The sequence below is a fragment of the Nocardia sp. NPDC004654 genome (assembly GCF_040609595.1).
In the GTDB taxonomy this organism is placed as follows: Bacteria; Actinomycetota; Actinomycetes; order Mycobacteriales; family Mycobacteriaceae; genus Nocardia.
In genome coordinates this window covers 278444-296467 of record NZ_JBEXKI010000005.1, presented here as the reverse complement: position 1 = coordinate 296467, position 18024 = coordinate 278444, and the positions used below count along the sequence as shown (strand labels likewise).

Annotated in this window: 16 protein-coding genes; 1 reads left to right on the top strand and 15 read right to left on the bottom strand. The window is 68.6% G+C overall.

Features of this window, described 5'->3' with window-relative positions:
• Nucleotide 1 precedes the first annotated feature (1 nt).
• From ABZV58_RS18950 to ABZV58_RS18920, 7 genes are read right to left on the bottom strand one after another with little or no spacing between them, the layout of a single operon-like run.
• The gene (locus tag ABZV58_RS18950; protein WP_355001434.1) at nt 2-889 is read right to left on the bottom strand and encodes a MoxR family ATPase; all 888 of its coding nucleotides are present in this window, start codon (nt 887-889) and stop codon (nt 2-4) included.
• Nucleotides 886-1479 (bottom strand): NTP transferase domain-containing protein, encoded by a 594-nt coding sequence (locus ABZV58_RS18945; RefSeq protein ID WP_355001433.1) that lies wholly within the window; start codon nt 1477-1479, stop codon nt 886-888. The genes ABZV58_RS18950 and ABZV58_RS18945 overlap by 4 nt, the downstream gene beginning before the upstream one ends.
• Nucleotides 1476-2369 (bottom strand): XdhC family protein, encoded by an 894-nt coding sequence (locus tag ABZV58_RS18940; RefSeq protein WP_355001708.1) that lies wholly within the window; start codon nt 2367-2369, stop codon nt 1476-1478. The genes ABZV58_RS18945 and ABZV58_RS18940 overlap by 4 nt, the downstream gene beginning before the upstream one ends.
• 25 nt (nt 2370-2394) lie before the next feature.
• Nucleotides 2395-4785 (bottom strand): aerobic carbon-monoxide dehydrogenase large subunit, encoded by a 2391-nt coding sequence (locus tag ABZV58_RS18935; protein WP_355001432.1) that lies wholly within the window; start codon nt 4783-4785, stop codon nt 2395-2397.
• Complete coding sequence (locus ABZV58_RS18930; protein ID WP_355001431.1) at nt 4782-5300, bottom strand: (2Fe-2S)-binding protein; 519 nt, start codon at nt 5298-5300, stop codon at nt 4782-4784. The genes ABZV58_RS18935 and ABZV58_RS18930 overlap by 4 nt, the downstream gene beginning before the upstream one ends.
• Before the next feature lie 2 nt (nt 5301-5302).
• A complete protein-coding gene (locus tag ABZV58_RS18925; protein ID WP_355001430.1) occupies nt 5303-6193 on the bottom strand; it encodes a xanthine dehydrogenase family protein subunit M in 891 nt (296 codons plus the stop codon).
• Nucleotides 6194-6249: 56 nt separating this feature from the next.
• A complete protein-coding gene (locus tag ABZV58_RS18920; RefSeq protein WP_355001429.1) occupies nt 6250-7410 on the bottom strand; it encodes an XdhC/CoxI family protein in 1161 nt (386 codons plus the stop codon).
• A 64-nt stretch (nt 7411-7474) separates the two neighbouring features.
• Between ABZV58_RS18920 and ABZV58_RS18915 the strand changes: the two genes are divergently transcribed.
• Complete coding sequence (locus ABZV58_RS18915) at nt 7475-8431, top strand: LysR family transcriptional regulator (RefSeq protein ID WP_355001428.1); 957 nt, start codon at nt 7475-7477, stop codon at nt 8429-8431.
• Here the strand turns inward: ABZV58_RS18915 and ABZV58_RS18910 are convergent.
• The 8 genes from ABZV58_RS18910 to mvk all read right to left on the bottom strand — a co-directional run bounded on the left by ABZV58_RS18910 (nt 8388) and on the right by mvk (nt 17905).
• Nucleotides 8388-9626 carry a glycosyltransferase gene (locus ABZV58_RS18910; RefSeq protein ID WP_355001427.1) on the bottom strand — a complete coding sequence of 413 codons (1239 nt, stop codon included), beginning with the start codon at nt 9624-9626 and terminating at the stop codon, nt 8388-8390. The two genes, ABZV58_RS18915 and ABZV58_RS18910, sit on opposite strands and share 44 nt — an antisense overlap.
• A gap of 186 nt (nt 9627-9812) precedes the next feature.
• Nucleotides 9813-11336: an NAD(P)/FAD-dependent oxidoreductase gene (locus ABZV58_RS18905; protein WP_355001426.1), complete on the bottom strand. Its 1524-nt coding sequence runs from the start codon at nt 11334-11336 to the stop codon at nt 9813-9815.
• An 8-nt stretch (nt 11337-11344) separates the two neighbouring features.
• Nucleotides 11345-12517, bottom strand: coding sequence for a hydroxymethylglutaryl-CoA synthase (locus ABZV58_RS18900; protein ID WP_355001425.1), 1173 nt, complete (start codon nt 12515-12517; stop codon nt 11345-11347).
• Complete coding sequence (locus ABZV58_RS18895; protein ID WP_355001424.1) at nt 12514-13587, bottom strand: hydroxymethylglutaryl-CoA reductase; 1074 nt, start codon at nt 13585-13587, stop codon at nt 12514-12516. The genes ABZV58_RS18900 and ABZV58_RS18895 overlap by 4 nt, the downstream gene beginning before the upstream one ends.
• Nucleotides 13584-14669 (bottom strand): type 2 isopentenyl-diphosphate Delta-isomerase, encoded by a 1086-nt coding sequence (fni, locus tag ABZV58_RS18890; RefSeq protein WP_355001423.1) that lies wholly within the window; start codon nt 14667-14669, stop codon nt 13584-13586. The genes ABZV58_RS18895 and fni overlap by 4 nt, the downstream gene beginning before the upstream one ends.
• Nucleotides 14666-15748, bottom strand: coding sequence for a phosphomevalonate kinase (locus ABZV58_RS18885; RefSeq protein ID WP_355001422.1), 1083 nt, complete (start codon nt 15746-15748; stop codon nt 14666-14668). The genes fni and ABZV58_RS18885 overlap by 4 nt, the downstream gene beginning before the upstream one ends.
• On the bottom strand, nt 15745-16806 hold the full coding sequence (gene mvaD, locus ABZV58_RS18880; protein ID WP_355001421.1) for a diphosphomevalonate decarboxylase: 1062 nt from the start codon (nt 16804-16806) through the stop codon (nt 15745-15747). Before mvaD ends, ABZV58_RS18885 begins: the two co-directional genes overlap by 4 nt.
• A gap of 43 nt (nt 16807-16849) precedes the next feature.
• The gene (gene mvk, locus ABZV58_RS18875) at nt 16850-17905 is read right to left on the bottom strand and encodes a mevalonate kinase (protein ID WP_355001420.1); all 1056 of its coding nucleotides are present in this window, start codon (nt 17903-17905) and stop codon (nt 16850-16852) included.
• Nucleotides 17906-18024 lie beyond the last annotated feature (119 nt).

The following is an 18024-nucleotide window of genomic DNA, read 5'->3' as shown; positions in this document are numbered from 1 at the left end:
CTCATCCGGGAGCCAGGCCCTGGGTGTATGCGGCGAACGCCCCGTGCACGGTGGCGCGGTCGTCGAGTGTCTTCGCCAGTGCGCTGAGCGCGGCGATCGCCTCCGGCGCGGTGAGCTCGGTGACGTCGAGCGTGGCCAACGCGGCGATCCAGTCGATGGCCTCGGCGACGCCGGGCGGCTTGTCGAGATCGAGAGTGCGGGCGTGGGCGACGAATCGGGTGGCGTGCTCTATCAGCGCGTCGGTCGCCCCTGGCACGGTGCGTCGCACGATCGCCACCGCGCGGGCCGGTTCGGGGTAATCGATCCAGTGGTAGAGGCAGCGCCGCCGCAGCGCGTCGTGCAGGTCGTGGCTGCGGTTCGAGGTCAGCACCGCCAGCGGCGGTTGTTCGGCGACGAAGGTCCCGAGTTCGGGAACAGTCACCGCCGCCTCACCGAGGAATTCCAGCAGCAGCGCCTCGAATTCGTCGTCGGCACGGTCGATCTCGTCGACGAGCAGCACCGGCGGCGTCGGCCCGCGATACCGCACACAGCGCAGGATCGGGCGGTCGACCAGGAATGCCTCGGTGAACAGATCGGCTTCGGTGAGGGCCGCGCCGCGTGCCTCGGCGAGCCGGATGCTGAGCAGTTGACGCTGATAGTTCCAGTCGTACAGCGCTTCGCTGACCGTGAGGCCCTCGTAGCACTGCAGGCGGATCAGCGGTGCGCCGAGCACGGTGGCCAAGGTCTTCGCCGCCGTCGTCTTACCCACTCCCGGTTCGCCTTCCAGCAGCAGCGGCCGCCCCAGCGTGGTGGCCAGATAGAACGCCGCGGCGGTCCCGGTGTCGAGCAGGTAGTCGTCGGCGTCGAAACGTCGCACCACGTCCTCGACATCGTCGAACGGCGACATCATGGCGGCGAGGCGGCGCGCAGGCGCTCGTAGTCGTCCCAGGTGTCCACGTCCAAGGGCACCGGTGCGTCGACCTCGAGTCGGGACACCGGCACGCGACCCGACTCGATGATCTTCCACACGGCCTTGTCGCCGTGCAATCGGGCCAGCTCGCCGAACATGCTGCGGCTCAGCCAGAATGGATGCCCGAGGCCGTCGCGGTAGCGGCAGACCGTGATGGCGCCGGTCGTTCCCTCGGCGATCAGCCGGTCGACCGTCGCCGCCGACAGACCCGGTTGATCACCGAGCACGAGCACGATCCCGTCGGCCCGGGGATGCACCGAGCGCAGGGCCGAACGCAACGACGACGAGCATCCCGAACCGAAGTCCTCGGCCATGACCACCTCCAGCCCGGTCAGATCGACCTGCCGCTGGATCGCTGCCGCCGATCCGCCAAGGGTGACGATCATCTGATCGAAAGCGCAGGATCGCACCACGTCGAGCGTGGCGCCGAGAACCGTCGTATTCCGATACGGCAGTAACTGTTTCGCGGTGCCGAGACGCCGCGAGGTTCCCGCGGCGAGGACGACTCCGGTGACGAACCCGCTCGTCATGAGTCCGTCTTCGTCGCTGCGAAGGACTTGCGGCAGCCGGAGCTACAGAACCAGTAGTCGACACCGTCGACAGTGAGACGCGGCGTGTCCGGCCCGACCGCCACGGTCATGCCGCACACCGGATCGAGAGCCTCGGACACGAGGCTCGCCGGGCGCGACGGCACCGTCAAACCACCCTTGCGGATCGCCTGGATCAGTTCCGCGACGATCGAAACGGCTATCTCCTGGGACGTCTTGGCCCCGATCGGCAAACCCACGGGGGTGCGCACCCGTGCACGCTCGGCGTCGGTCAGGCCGAGCTCGTCGAGGATCGACGCCCCGCGAATGCTGCTGGCCACCAGACCGATATAGCCCACGCCCGCGTCGAGCGCGACGCGGATCAACTCGGCTTCCGGTCCACCGTGGCTGGCGATCACCATCGCCGTCGTGTCGGCAGGAGAATCCAGCGGGTCGGGTTCGGCGACGCTTCGCTGCACCCCGAAGCCCACCAGTTCGCACAGTTCGGCCAGCGCGTCCGCGATGGGTGTCGCGCCGCAGATGCGCACGAGCGGCGCCGGGATCTGTGGCTCGAGGAAGATCTCCAGCGCTCCGCCGGACAGGCAGGGATTCACCACCACCGCCGCGCCCGGCGCCTCGGGGAATTGCAGATCGCCGTCGGGTAGCACGCGCAGCAGCACACTCTCGTTCGACTGCAGGGCGCCCAGCGCGGCCTTGCGGACCGAGTTCTGGGCGCACTGGCCGCCGACGAATCCCTCGATCGTCCCGTCCTGCAACAGGATCGCCTCGTCCCCGGCGTGCGCCGAGGTCGGTTGCTGCGCGCGCACGACGGTCGCGTGCACGAACGGAGTCCGGGTGCGGACCAGCTGCTGCGCTCGCTCGCTGATCTTCATCGGTGATCTCATCGCTCGCATCCACTCAGATGGGCGGTCTCGGCCTGCCCTGCATCGCCTCCCACACCCGCGACGGCGTCAGCGGCATGTCGGCGTGCCGAACTCCGAACGGCGCCAACGCGTCCACCACCGCGTTGACCACCGCCGCGGGCGATCCGACCGTGGCCGATTCGCCGATGCCCTTCGCACCGATCGGATGCACCGGGGACGGGGTGACCGTGAACCCGGTCTCCAGATGCGGAACCTCGAGCGCCGTCGGGATGAGGTAGTCCATCAGGGACCCGCCGAGGCAGTTGCCGTCCTCGTCGAAGGCGATGATCTCCATCAGCGCCATGCCGATGCCGTCGACGACACCGCCGTGGATCTGGCCCTCGATGATCATCGGATTGATCCGGGTTCCGCAGTCGTCGACGGCGAGGAAGCGCCGAACCTTCACCACAGCCGTGCCCGGGTCGACGTCGACGACGCAGAAGTACGCACCATAGGGGTAGGTGAGATTCTCCGGGTTGTAGCAGATCTGCGCGTCGAGTCCGCCCTCGATCCCCTCGGGGAGATCACCGGCGCCGTGCGCGCGCATCGCGATCTGCTGAATCGTGACCGCCGCGGACGGATCGCCTTTGACGTGGAACGAGCCTTTCTCCCATTCGAGGTCGGCGATGGAGACCTCGAGCATGCCGGAGGCGATGATCCGCGCCTTGTCGCGCACCTTGCGCGCCACCAGCGCGGCTGCCGCGCCCGAGACCGGTGTCGACCGGCTGCCGTAGGTGCCGAGGCCGAACGGCGTCTGATCGGTGTCGCCGTGCACCACATCGATGTCGTCCGGCGGGATGCCGAGTTCCTCGGCGACGATCTGGGCGAACGTCGTCTCGTGTCCCTGCCCCTGGGTCTGAACCGACAGGCGCACAACGGCTTTGCCGGTCGGATGGACGCGCAGCTCGCACCCGTCGGCCATCCCGAGCCCGAGGATGTCCATATCCTTGCGCGGACCCGCGCCGACGGCCTCAGTGAAGAACGACATTCCGATGCCCATCAGCTCGCCGCGTGCGCGTCGCTCCCGCTGCTCTTCTCGCAACGCGTCGTAGCCGATCATGTCCATCGCGAGGCGCATGGTCTTCTCGTAGTCGCCGGAGTCGTAGACCCAGCCGGTCTTGCTGGTGTACGGGAACTGTTCGGGGCGAAGCAGATTCCGCAACCGTAGTTCGGCCGGATCCATTTTCAGTTCCTGGGCGAGGCAATCGACCAACCGCTCGACGAAGTAGACGGCCTCGGTGATCCGGAACGAGCACGCGTAGGCGACGCCACCCGGGGCCTTGTTGGTGTAGACCGCGGTCATCTTGCAGTACGCGGCCTCGATGTCGTAGCTACCGGTGAAGACGCCGAAGAAGCCCGCCGGATACTTCAACGGCGCGGCCGTGCCGTTGAAGGCGCCGTGATCGGCGAGCACGGTCGACCGGATGGCGAGAATCTTGCCGTCGGTGTCGGCGGCGATCTCGCCGACCATGATGTAGTCGCGGGCGAACCCGGTACTGACCAGATTCTCGCTGCGGTCCTCCATCCACTTCACCGGTTTGCCCAGCAGCAGCGATCCGACGATGGCGCAGACGTATCCCGGGTAGATGGGCACCTTGTTGCCGAACCCGCCGCCGATATCGGGTGCGATCACCCGGATCTTGTGCTCGGGCAGTCCGGCCACCAACGCGTAGAGCGTGCGGTGGGCATGCGGCGCCTGACTCGTCGACCACAGCGTGAGCTTTCCCGTCACGGGATCGAGATCCGCGACGGCGCCGCAGGTCTCCATCGGCGCGGGATGCACCCGCGGATAAACGATCTCCTGCTTCACCACGACATCTGCGCGCGCGAACACCGCCTCGGTCGCGGCGGCGTCACCGGTCTCCCAGTCGAAGCAGTGGTTGTCCCGCTTGCCCTCGAGATCGGTGCGGATCACCGGCGTCTCGGGCGCCAGCGCCCTCCGGACGTCGATCACCGGCTCGAGCATCTCGTACTCGACATTGATCAGCTCCAACGCGTCGCGCGCGGAGTAGCGATCCTCGGCGACGACGAAGGCCACCTCCTGACCCTGGAACCGCACCTTGTCCGTCGCCAGCACCGCCTGCACGTCGTTGGACAGTGTCGGCATCCAGGCCAGGCCCTTGGCCGCGAGATCCGCGCCCGTGACGACCGCCTTGACCTTCGGGTGTGCCTGTGCCGCTGAGACATCGACGCTGACGATCTTCGCGTGCGCGAACGGGGACCGCAGGATCGCCAAATGCAGCATGCCGGGCAGCGCCACGTCGTCGACGAAATTGCCACGTCCGCGAATGAACCGCGGGTCCTCCTTGCGGAGCATCCTGCCGTGACCGCACGGCTTGCGGTCGTTGTCGACGCGGTCTTCGGGGCGGGGCTCGACGGCGGTCATGACGCGCTCCCCGCCGGCGCTGCCGTGGAAGCGGGTTCGGGTTCCGCGGCTTCGCCTCGTTGCTTCGACGCGGCCCACTGGATCGACCGCACGATGGTGGTGTACCCGGTGCAGCGGCAGATCTGGCCCGAGATAGCCTCCCGGATGGTCTGCTCGTCGGGATTCTGGTTGCGGTCGAGCAGTGCGCGGGCGGTGATCATCATTCCCGGCGTGCAGAATCCGCACTGTAGCCCGTGGCACTGCATGAAGCCCTCTTGCACGGGATCGAGCTGGCCGTCCACTTCGAGTCCCTCGACGGTGCGCACCGCATGACCGCCCGCCATGACGGCCAGCATCGTGCACGACTTCACCGGTTCGCCGTCGACCTCCACCACACAGGCGCCGCAGTTGCTGGTGTCGCAGCCCCAGTGGGTGCCGGTGAGCCGCAATTGATCTCGCAGGAAATGCACGAGCAGGGTGCGCGGCTCGACCTCCGCGGTGACCGGCTCGCCGTTGACGGTCATGGTTACCTGCATGGCTAATTCCCTTTCAGCGCAGGATGGTTCATTACGCGCTCGACCGACGTGCGCAGCGCGCGGATCGTCAGTTCGGACGCGAGGTGGCGCTTGTAGTCCGCGCTGCCGCGCGAATCGGAGACAGGCGAGCACGCCGCGCTCGCCCGGCGGCCCGCCGCCGCGAAGACTTCTTCGGTGGGCGGCTCGCCGATGAGCGCGTCCGCCGCGGCGGTCAGCGCCGCCGGATCGGGATCGACCGCCGTCAGACCGATCCGCGCGGCCGCTATCGCGTCGCCGTTCAAGGTCACCGTCGCGCCGGCCGCCGCGATCGCCCAGTCGCCGACCCGGCGCTCCACCTTCATGTAGGCGCTGGATGTCCGGTGCCGCACGGGAATCCGGATCTCGATCAGAAGTTCGTTGTGCGACATGGCGGTTTCGTACGGACCGGTCAAGAAGTCGTCCATCGCGATCTCCCGTTCGCCGGACGGTCCGCGCACCAGACAGGTCGCACCGAGGACCGTGCAGACCGTGGTGAGATCTTCGGCGGGATCGGCCTGGCACAGCGAGCCGCCGATCGTGCCGCGGTTGCGCACGACCGGATCGGCGATCACACGCTCGGCGTCGCGGAAGATCGGGCACACCGCGGCGAGGCGGTCCGATTCGAGCAGATTCCGATGCCGGACCATCGCACCGATGCGCACCAGGGTCGGATCGGTGACGATGTACCCCAGCTCGGCGGCCAGGTCGTTGATGTCGACCAGATATTCCGGATTGGCCAAGCGCAGCTTCATCATCGGCAGCAGGCTGTGCCCGCCCGCGATGATGCGCGCCTCTTCCCCCAGCCGGTCCAGTAGTCCGATGGCGTGATCCACGCCCGTCGCGCGCTCGTATTCGAATGGCCCAGGAACTTGCATGTGATCGACCTCACATCGATGGGGGAAGCTCAGCCTCTGCCCCGCTGATGCCGCCGTCAAGACCGATTTAAGGAATCACTTAATTCGCTGTTCGCGCCGGGTGTGTGGTGAATCCGGCCGCCGGTTTCCGTCAGCGAGCGGCCATGTCCGCCCCAGCGTCGTGCGATGATCTCGGCCGCGATCGAGACCGCCGTCTCTTCGGGCGTCCGGCCGCCCAGATCGAGTCCGATCGGGCTGGCGAGCCGGGCGAGTTGCTCGTCGGTGAGACCGGCCGCGCGCAGCCGGGCCATCCGCTCGTCGTGCGTACGGCGCGACCCCATGGCACCGACATAGCCGATCTCCTGCTGGCGCAGCGCCACCTCGAGCAGCGGAACGTCGAACTTGGGATCGTGAGTCAGCACGCAGACGACGGTCCGTGAATCGATCGCGCCCGCCTCGATCTGCGCGGCCAGATAACGGTGTGGCCAGTCGACGACGACCTCGTCGGCGGTCGGGAAGCGGGCAGAGGTGGCGAAGATCGGTCGCGCGTCGCACACCGTCACCCGGTAACCGAGGAACGATCCCTGCTTGGCGACCGCGGCGGCGAAATCGATCGCGCCGAACACCAGCATCCGCGGTTGTGGCGCGTAACTCGCGACGAAAACCGCCATGCCCTCGCCGCGGCGCTGCCCGTCCGGACCGTAGGTCAGCACCTTGTTGCGGCCCGCCGCGAGCAGCCCGCGGGCGTCATCGGTCACCGCGTCGTCGGCGCGCGCCGAACCCAGCGTGCCGTGTGCGCTGTCCGGCCGGATCACCAGCCGTCGCCCCACCCAGGCGGCGTCGGAGTGCTCGATGACAGTCGCGATCGCGACCGGCCGGTCGGCGGCGATGTCCGCGGCGACCTCGCCGAGTTCCGGAAACGTCTCCCGCGAGATCGACTCGACGAAGATATCGATGATGCCGCCGCAGGTGAGACCGACGGCGAACGCGTCGTCGTCGGAGAAGCCGTATTGCTGCAGCACCGGGCGACCGGTCCGGACGACCTCGGTGGCGAGTTCGTAGACCGCGCCTTCGACGCAACCACCGGAGACCGAACCGCCGACCGTCCCGTCCGAGGCGACGACCATGGCCGCACCCGGCGGTCGCGGCGCCGAACGGAAGGTCCGCACGACCGTCGCGACCCCGGCCGTGCCCCCGGCGTTCCAGGTTGTCATCAGATCCGTGAGCACGTCCTGCATGATGTGTCCTCCGGGCACAATGCGGCGGTAGGCACCGCGTCCATCTCCAAACTAGACTCGGATCGTGACGCCCGCCCAGCTCAGGGCCTATTCGACCGTGGTGCGGCTCGGCTCCGTCCACGCGGCGGCCAGAGAGCTGGGGATGTCCGACGCCGGTGTCTCGATGCACATCGCCCAGCTGCGCAAGGAGCTCGACGATCCGCTGTTCACCCGCGCGGCGGCGGGGCTGATCTTCACACCTGGCGGTCTGCGGCTGGCCAGCCGGGCGATCGAGATCCTCGGACTGCAGCGCCAGACCGCCATCGAGGTGAGCGAGGCGGCGCACGGCCGACGGCTGCTCCACATCGCGGCGTCGAGCGCGTTCGCCGAACATGCCGCACCCGGCCTCATCGATCTGTTCGCGGCGCGGGCGAAGGATCTGTCGGTCGAGCTGAGCGTGCATCCCACCAGCCAGTTCCGCAGGCTGATCGAGACCCGCGCGGTGGACATCGCGCTCGGGCCCGCGCCGGAGGGCCCCGACACGACCGTCACCGCCCGGCCGTTCCTGAAGTATCGGATCATCTCCGTCGCGCGCCCCGACAGCCCGCTGGCGGGCGCCACACCGCATCCGGCGCTGCTGCGTGAGCAGCAGTGGATGCTCGGTCCGAGCGCGGGCAGTGTCGACGGGCATATCGCGACGATGTTGCGCGAGTTGGCGATTCCCGAAGCACAGCAGCGGATCTTCCAGAGCGACGCCGCCGCTCTCGAAGAGGTCCGCCGCGTCGGAGGCATCACCCTGACAATCGGCTTCGCCGTCTCCTCCGACCTCGCCGCCGGTCGCTTGACCCACATCAACGGCCCCGGCCTGCAGATATCCGACGAGTGGTGCGCGACCACCCTGCCCCCCGACGCTCGCCAGCCCGCGGTGTCGGAACTACTCCGGTTCATCACCACCCCGCGCTGCATCCAGGCGATGATCCGCGGCTCCGGCGTGGGCGTCACGCGGTTCCGGCCGAAAGTGCATGTGACACTGTGGAGTTGAGGAGCATCTTCGCGGCGACCGTCGCCCCGTCGGTGCGGATCGTGTCCGCGATGGCCCCTGCTCGCGTGCGCGTTTCGGGGGTCAAGGCGACTTCGAGTGCGGCCGACAGGGATTCGACGGTCGGTACGGGGCCGTCGTGTGCCGCGCCGACGCCGAGCCCGGCCACCCGGTCGGCCCAGTACGGCTGGTCCGCGATCTGGGGCACCACCACCTGGGGCACGCCCGCCCGGGCGGCCGTCGTCGTGGTGCCCGCGCCGCCGTGGTGCACGACCGCGGCCACGCGGCCGAACAGCGCCTGCTGATTGACCTCCCCGACGGCGAAACAGTCCTCGGCGTCGTCGATCAGAGCCAGCTCGGCCCAGCCGCGCGCGAGGACGACGCGGCGGCCCTGCGCGCGGACCGCCTCGATGGCCACCTGGGCGATGTCCTTCGGGACATACGAGGCGATGCTGCCGAAGCCCACGTACACCGGCGGCTCCCCGGCGTCCAGGAACGCTTCCAGTCTTTCCGGAAGCGGGCGATGGTCGGGCAGAATCCACGGCCCGGTCTGCACGAGGTCGAGGTCCGTCATGCCCTTCGACGGACACAGCGTCGGGTCCGCCGCAAGCCACGGCTGGTCGGTGAAGACGTAGTCGCGGACGTTGACCACCGGCGGCAGGCCGATCTCCGCCCGGTGGGTGTTGAGCGCCTCGCGGTACAGCGCGTTCACCCGCTGGGCGTCCTGCTCCCACAGCACCCGGTTGTCCGTCTCGCTCTGCGGGGACTGTTTGCCCGGCCGCGCGCCGGGAGGGAAGTGCCGCGACGGCAGTCCGTAGAGCTGGAAGCACGCGAAGACGTAGCCGATACCCAGCCTCTCGGCCACGTCTCGCGCACCGGCGGGCATCAGGCCGGTCGCCAGCAGCGCGTCACATCCCTCGGCCGCCTCGGTCAGCGTGGCGAACCGCGCCGCGACCAACTCGCGAGCGAACCGGAACGCGTCGTCCGCCGTCGGCGGCTTCGCACCGGCGACCACCGAGCGCACGGGCGGGCCGAGCGGCACCAGCGGCACGTCGACACGCGCCAGCAGTGCCGCGAACTCCTCGTCCGGCGGCGCGCACACCCGCGCCTCCGCGCCGAACTCCCGCAACGCCACCGCGAGCCCGACCACGGGTTCGACATCTCCGCGCGATCCCACCGTCGTCAACAACACACGCACTTTAGATCTCCCCATTTCCGCAGGTCATGGCTTCCGGCCGATAATGATGGGCCATGACCCGGGTCTTGCCGCAAGCCCCCCGGTGCGCTATATCTTGAGAAGGGGAAGGGGAGAATCGTCGAGGTCCGGGCAGGCCGTCGACGCGCGATGGCCTGCCCGGTGGCTACAGTTGGAACAGTCCGATCTTCACGCTACCGACGTAGTCGGATTGCCCTGTGCCGCAACAGGAGTCGTCGCGTAGTTCGTCACATCGAACCTGCGCAACTGCCCGCGGAACCGGAAGCTGAAGTCGGGCCACAGCGTCGGATTGTTCCCGTGCCGGTCCAGGAACCAGCTGGTGCACCCGCCGGTCAACCACACACTGCGCGCCATCTTCTGCTGCACGCCGCGGTTGTACTCGTCCTGCACGTCCTTGCGGACCTCGAACGTCCGCAGACCCTGCTTGTCCATCGTCGCGAGAGCGTCGAGGACATAGGCGATTTGGGATTCGATGATGTAGATCAGCGAGGTGTAGTTCAGGCCGGAGTTGGCGCCGAGCATGGTGAAGAGGTTCGGGAAGCCCGCGACGGTCGTGCCTTTGTAGGCCTGTAGCCCGTGGGTGTCGAATTCCTCGGACAGGGTGAGTCCGTTTCGGCCGGTGAACATGCTGTAGGTCGGCGAATCGGCGACGTGGAAGCCGGTGCACAGCACGATGGCGTCGACCTCGCGTTCGGTGCCGTCCTCCGAGACGATCGAACGTCCGCGAATCTCCTCGATGCCGTCGGTGACGAGCTCGACATTGTCCCGAGTGAGCGCCGGGTAGAACCGGTTCGAGACGAGCAGGCGCTTGCAGCCCGCCCGGAAGTTCGGGGTGAGCCGCTTGCGCAACGCCGGATCGCGCACCTCCAACCACAGCTTCACGCGCGCGATCAGCTCGAGGTACACGGCCGTGGCCGGGTACTTGGCCTGGCTGATCACGAACAGCTCGCGGTTGGCGTAGATCAGACCGCGGATCAAACGCTGAAGCCCCGGAACATGTTTGAAGGCGAACCGCTCCGGCGCCAGGTACCTGCGGGTGAGATGCGGGAACACCCATCCCGCGGTGCGCTGATAGACGTCGAGCTGCGCGACCTGCGGCGCGATGGACGGCACGATCTGCACCGCCGAAGCGCCCGTGCCGATGACCGCGACCCGCTTACCCGCCAGATCGGCGTCGTGATCCCACTGCGCCGAATGGAAGATCTCACCCTCGAAGGAGTGAATTCCCTTGATATCGGGGAGATTCGGCTCGGCGAGCACCCCGGCCGCGGAGACGACGATGTCGGACGTGAACTTCCCGCGCGTGGTCTCGACCTCCCACCGGGCGTCCGCGTCGTTCCACCGGGCGCCCGTCATCGCGCAGTCGAAGATGTGCTTGTCGCGCAGCCCGTACCGGTCGGCGATGCCCTGGATGTACCGGTGGATCTCCGGCTGCCGCGAGAACGACCGCGACCACTCCGGATTCAGCGCAAACGAGTACGAGTACAGCTGCGACGGAACATCGCACCCCGCACCGGGATACGTGTTGACCCGCCAAGTGCCGCCCACATCGTCACCACGCTCGACGACCAGGAAATCGGTGTGCCCCTCCTGGGTCAACCGAACGGCCGTACCGACTCCGGAAAGCCCGCTACCGATGATGAGGACACGTGTGTGCCGCGGTGCCGGATCGTTGGTGTTGCTTTCACTCATACCGCTCCTCAACGAGCTTCGTAGATGCGCTTGTGGCCGGAGATCGCGGCCAGCCGGAACGGGCGGCCGGTCTCTTCGGGGATGGCGTGATACATCCCGTCCGACGGCGATTCGGTTTCGTGCAGGACGCGGTAACGGTCGTAGTCGAGCCCGACGCGGGTCGCGATGGCGTCCCGGTTGGCGTCGGTGCGCAGGTGCTCGCGATAGCCAGGTTGCACTGTGCCGCTGAAGAATTCGGCTACGCTGCCCGATCCGTAGCTGATGAAGGCGAGCGGCTTGCCGGTCAGGTCGTCGGTGTGGTCGAGCAGCGACGCCAGACCGAGGTAGAGCGAGGCGGTGTAGCTGTTGCCGACCGTGCGGTTGTAGATGGTCGTGCTGTGGATCGCGGCGTCGATCTCCGCCGCGTCGGCGGTGTGCCCCTGGCTCTCCAGGAGGTGGCGGTGTGCCTTGAAGGCCATCTTGGTGAACGGCTGGTGGTAGCAGAACGCGGCGAACTCGGTGAGCTCGCGCCCACCGTTGCGGCGGTAGTCGGTCCAGGCTTCCTGGGTGGCCTTCTGGTAGGCGTTGACGGAGGTCTTGCCGTCGACCATGGCGGCGGTGCGATAATTCGGACGCCAGAAGTCCATGATGTCGGCGCTGTAGATACCGGACTGCGGATCCAGCTGCAGGATGGCCGGATTCGCGCTCACGAGCATCGCGACCGCGGCGGCGCCCTGGGTCGGTTCGCCGGGGGTGTCGAGCTCGTACTTGGCGATGTCGGTGGCGATGACCAGCACGCGCTGCGACGGGTCGCGGGCGATGAGCCCGGCGGCGAATTGCAATCCGGCCGTGCCGCCGTAGCAGGCCTGCTTGAGCTCGACGACGCGGGCGGTGTTCGGCAGGCCGATCAGCGGATGCAGATAGAGCCCAGCCGCTTTGGACTGGTCGACACCGCTTTCGGTGGCCAGCAGCACGGTGCGGATGTTGTCGACGCCGTGGCGGTCCAGGATGGGCTTGGCGGCGGCCGCGGCGATGGTGACGATGTCCTCGTCGGCGGCGGCGACGCTCATGTTCTCCTGGCCGATGCCGAGGTAGAACTTGTCGGGATCGACGCCGAGGCGCTCGGCGAGCACCGCGTGGTCGAGCGCGTAGTGGGTGGTGGCGAAGGAAAGGTCGTGAATTCCTACCGGGGTGATGGTCATGGCTGTGCTCCGATACTGGCGGTGGGGACGCTTGCGGTGGGCCGTTCGAATTGGGTATGGGCGCGCATCAATTCGCCGCTGTTGGTCTGCGCCGCCATCAGCGACAGTTCGCCGCACAGCACGGTGGCCGCGGCGATGACGGCGAGCCGACGGGCATTGTCGCCGGGATCGCGATCCGCGCGGCAACCCAGGCGGGTCAGGTTGTCGTCGACGAAACTCAGGTCCTTGCCGTTGCCCACCGTCCCGACTATGAGATTGGGCAACGTGCACGAGAAGTAGAGGTCGCCCTCGCGGTCCTCGGCGTGGGTGATGCCCTGGGACCCTTCCACGATGTTCGCGGCGTCCTGCCCGGTAGCCAGGTAGAACGCGAGCAACATGTTGGCGTAATGCGCGTTGGCGGAACGGATTCCACCGGCCAGCAAGGTGCCGATGAGGTTCTTGCGGATGTTCAGCTCCACCACCTGGCGAGCGGTGGTGTGCAGCCGCTTCTCGACCACTTCGCGGGGGATGAGCAGTTCGGTGACGACGTTCTTGCCGCGGCCGAGGATCCCGTTGACCGCGGTCGCCTTCTTGTCCGTGCAGTAGTTCCCGGAGATCGAGACGTACCGCAGGCCGGGCATCGTGGCCAGGATGTGGTTCATCAGGTGGTCGCAGGCGAGGGTGGCCATGTTGTGACCGGAGGCGTCGCCGGTGGTGAATTCGAAGCGCAGGAACAGCAGGTTGCCGGTGATCTGGTGGTGCAGGTCGATCAGCCGGGCGAACCGGCTGCTGCCCGCGGCCACCTGCTGGAGTTCGGGAAATCGGTCTCGGAGCTGTCCGACGGTAGTGTGCGCGGTGTAGGCGTCGTCGGCCTCGAGCAGGATCGAGCGGGTCATGCGGTCGTCGACGAGAGTGGCCACCACGCCCTTGTCGGTCAGCGTGGAGATCCGCGCACCGCGACCGACCGAAGGCCACAACGGCGATTCGTAGGTGGCCAGGGGGACGTCCACACTGTCGTCGACGGTGTTGCCCGTAATGCGCACCGGCCCGACCCACCGCAGCGGCACCGCCGCAAAAGACTCGTCGTTCACGCGTGGCTCCTTCTTTCCGATTCGTTCCACCGGAGGCTCCGGTGGGCATAGGAGGCCGCGTCGATACCGCGCAGCCGGCAAAACGTGTCCACCTCGCCGGTGATCAGCAGGTCGCTACCGGCCAGGTCGGCGGGCGTCGGTGCGCCGAGCACGGTGAGAATCCGCCGCAGCTGATCGAGCCAGGTGCGAATCATCTCGATCAACGCGTCGGTGCCGTGACTGACGAGCGTCTCGAGGAAGCGGCCCGCGACCCCGGTCGCGTTGGCGCCCAACGCCAATGCGCGGGCGATGTCGAGAGGTGAGCGGATGCCGCCGGAGGCGAAGAGGTCGATGCCGGTGACACCCGCGCAATCCACCAGGCAGTTCGGCGTTGACTGGCCCCAGTCCGCCAGGAAGGCGAAGTCCGCCGTGGTGCGCCGGTCGTTTTCGATGCGCGCGAAATTGGTGCCGCCGCGACCGCCGACATCGGCGACGGCCACGCCCGCGTCACGCAGCCAGGTGACGGTGGGTCTGCTGAGACCGAATCCGACCTCTTTGACGATCACCGGCACCGACGTGTGCTCGGTGATGCGCTCGATCTGCTGGGGCCAGGAACCGAAAGACCGGTCACCCTCGGGCATCACGATCTCCTGGACGGCGTTGAGGTGGATCTGCAGCGCGTCGGCTTCCAGCAGATCGATCGCTCGCGCCACCTCGTCCAGCGTGGCGGTGGCGTTGACGTTCGCCATGACGAAGCCGTGCGGATTCTCCTCGCGCAGCACCCGGAAGGTGTCGGCGACGGAGGGGTCGCGGAAGAAGGCGCTCATCGATCCGGACGCGATGGGAATCCCGGTCTCGCGGGCGGCGATGGCCAACTGCCGGTTGATCTCTCCGGTGTGCTGACTGCCTCCGGTCATGCCGTTGACGAAAAGAGGTGTGTCCCAGCGCTTCCCGGCGACATCGACGGCCAACGACACGTCGTCGCCGTCGATGCCAGCGAGAGCGTGGTGGATGAAGGTGACCGAGTCGAAGTCGTTGGGGCCGCCGTCGCGCTGCTGGCTCACGGCGTGGCGGACGTGGTCGTCTTTGCGGCTCGCGATCATCGCCGATCCCCTTCGAATGGATGTGTTCGCAGCGAGAGCGGCCGGATGCCCGCGCTGACCCAGCGTTCGGTGAGCTCGGTGATCGCCGCGGTGCGGACGCGGTCGACGAGCGCGATGCCGCAGTCGCCGCCGCCCGCGCCGGAGGGTTTGGCCGCGGCGCCGACCGCCTCACCCGCCGCGCACAGCGCACGCAGCGACGGCGTCATGATGCCCAACCGAGCTCTCGTATCGAGATCGACCAGAAGCACTCGGGCGCAGTCGATTTCAGTACGGATCGCTGGTGCGTCGTCGGCTTCCAGCGCGGCGACGAGTCGTTGGACGCAGTGGTCGCTCTCGACCACGAAGTCGGCGGGCGTGCCGAGCTCGCGGAGCCCGGCGACCAATTTCGGTGTCGACGCGGGCGTCTCGGTCCAGCCGACCTGCATGGCGAGTTCCGTCGGCGTGGGTAGCGGGCGCACCGACAGCCCCGGCCATGGCGCACGCAGCGCGGCGTCGACTCCGCCCTCGGCCACCACCTCGGACGCGCGCCGACGGTCGGGGGAGCTGTAGGCGATCCAGCCGCCCCAGGTGCTCGCCGCGACGTCGCCGCCGGAAGCACGCGGGTTGATCGACACGGTGGCCAGCATCGCCAACCGGTACCGGTCCATCAGGCTCAGTCCGAGCCGGTAGAACTGGCCCAGTGCCGCGACGGTGGCCACCGTGACGGCTGCGCTGGAACCGAGTCCGAGCTTTCTCCCGTCCTCGTCGGCGAGGTCGGTGCTGATGCTCAGCCGGTAGGGGCGCGCCACGAGACCGCGCTCGACGAGCAGCCGATCAATGATCGCGGCCGCCGCGAAGACGTAGCTGAAATTCGGCGGCACAACGCCATCGGAGGGAACCAGTCCGTCGCCGATGCGCCCGCAGGTCAGCGTCACACCGCCGTCCAATTCCGAATGCAGTGTCGTGGCTTCGTCACCGGCCGTGCCGACGGTGGCGGTGGCATAGCGGTCGACCGCGGTGAGAACGGCGTGGCGCCCCGGTTCGACGACGGCGTATTCGCCTGCGATGAACAGCTTTCCCGGGGCGCGACAGGTGATCATCGCTCGTCGTCTCGGACGAGTGCCGCACCGGGGCCCAGATGCGCCACCTGGATGTCGGCGACGGCGCCGCCGTCGCGCAGGGCGGCGGTCACCCGCTGCTCGTCGGCGCGGGCGCACAGCACCTTGACGTTCGGTCCGGCGTCCATGGTGGCGTACGCGGCGACGCCGTCCGCCCGCAGCGCCAGCACCCGGTCCAGGATCGCGACCGAGCGTGGTGACAGGTATCGGACCGACGGTCTGGCCAGCAGCATGGTGGCGTGCATGCCCAGGGCGTTGCGCTCGGCGATCTCCCCGACGGCGGGCAGATCGCGGCGCGCGATCGCCTTGCGCATCTCCGCGAGGTCGAGCCGCGAGGCGGTGGCCCACGGCTGGTAGAAGGGCGAGGTGTCGCAGGTCCGCCGCATCGCCTCCCGGCTCGACACCGCCTTGGCCCCGTCGTCGACGACGGCGACGATCAGCGCCGGATCCAGTGCGTCGCCGTCGATCGGTTCCGCGTAGGAACTCGCGTCTCCCGCCTCGCCGTCGCCCTCCCCGGCGTGCCACACCGCGAACCCACCGAAGATGGAACGACAGGCCGATCCGGAGCCACGTCGAGCCAGCCGCGAGAGCGCCCGAGCATCCGCGTCGAGTCCGTAGGCGGCGGCCGCGGCGACGGCCAGCGCGGCGAAGCCGCTCGCCGAGGAGGCCAGACCCGCGCCGGTCGGTCCGGCGTTGGTGGAGACGACCATGGCGTATTCGTCGCGGCCTGCCCGCGCGCGGACCAGATCCAGGAACCGCGCCACCTTGGCGTGCGCGTCGCCGACCGCCGGGTGGTCGTTGAGCACGACGGTGTCGGCCGGTTCCGCGCTCAACCGCACCGCGGTCGTGGTCGGGTAGATGTCGAGGGTCATCGAGAGGCTTCCCGTGACGGGAAGGAAGTACGTCTCGTCGCGCTTGCCCCAGTACTTCACCAAGGCGATGTTCGGGTGCGCGACGGCGACCGCCGCGACGCCGATCGCGTTGTCGCCGAGTCGATCCGCGAGCGGGTCGGCCAGCTCTGCTCCAGCTGTGAATGTCATTGGCGTGTCTCGAGCTCCGGTATCGAGGTGAATCGGGAATCGGTCATTGCTGTGCGCCTAGGACCGGAACGATCCAGGTCCGCACGGCGCCCGCCCGGCGCAGCGCCGCGCGCACGTTCGCGGCGCCGTCGCCGGTCTCGGTGAGGGCCAGGACGCATCCACCGAGGCCCCCGCCGGTGAGTTTCGCGCCGTACGCGCCGGCGTCGGACGCCGCGGTGACGAGGGTGTCTATCTCGGGTGTGCTGACGCCGAGTTCGGTCAGCAGGCCTTGGAATTCGAGCAGTGTCTTGCCGAGCGGCTCGGCGTGACCGGCCGCCAGATCCGCCGCCGCCGACTCGATCAGGTTCGCCGCCCGCTCCAGCAGCCGGTCGGCCGCTCTCCGGTCGGCGTCCAGCTTGCGGCGAACGGCGGCTACCGCGTGCTGCGTGGCGCCCGCCGTCCCCGTGTCGGCGATCACCAGGGCGGCGTCCAAGCCGACGGCCAGCTCGCGCGCCGCCCCGGCCTGGAACCAGATCGGTCCGGCCGCGACCGCGGCGCTGGCGTCCACGCCGCTGGCTCGGCCGTGTGCGAACTGCTCACCGCACTGGACCAACTCGTAGAGCGTGTCGGAGCCGACGGTCCGGCCGTAGAGGTCGGCGATCGCCCGCACCGCGGCCGCCGCGCACGCGGCGCTGGACCCCAGGCCACGCGCGGGCGGGATCTCGCAGTCGAGCACGACCTCGACCACCTCACCCGCCGAACCCCACCGCCGCAACGCCTCCTCGACCGCGACGTGCGCACCGGACGACGCGGTGGATCCATCGCCAGCGGTGAACCGAAACTGCTGTCCTGCACGGGAATCGATTCCTGAAGGAACCTCTGGTCCACCCCGGCGAGCGACCGCGCGCGCCTCGAGCGTCGGCAGGGGAAACGCGAGGGCCGGCGTGCCGTGCACCACCGTGTGCTCGCCGAGCAGGATCGCCTTGCCGTGGGCGCGACCGGCGCCGTGCCCGCTGCACGTGCGGGCGCCGTGCCCACTGCCGGTGCCCGCGGTGGGTCCACTGCCCGTGCCCGCGGCGGGTCCCGCGGTGGGTCCGCTGCCCTCGCGAACGCTGTTCACGTCGTTTCCTCTCCCAACTCGAGCAGGGGTCACCGGTTCGTTCCCGTACTGGGGACGAACCGGTGACGGACAGTGCACAGCCGATGGCCACATCGATGTGCGGCGACCCAGGGCCACGG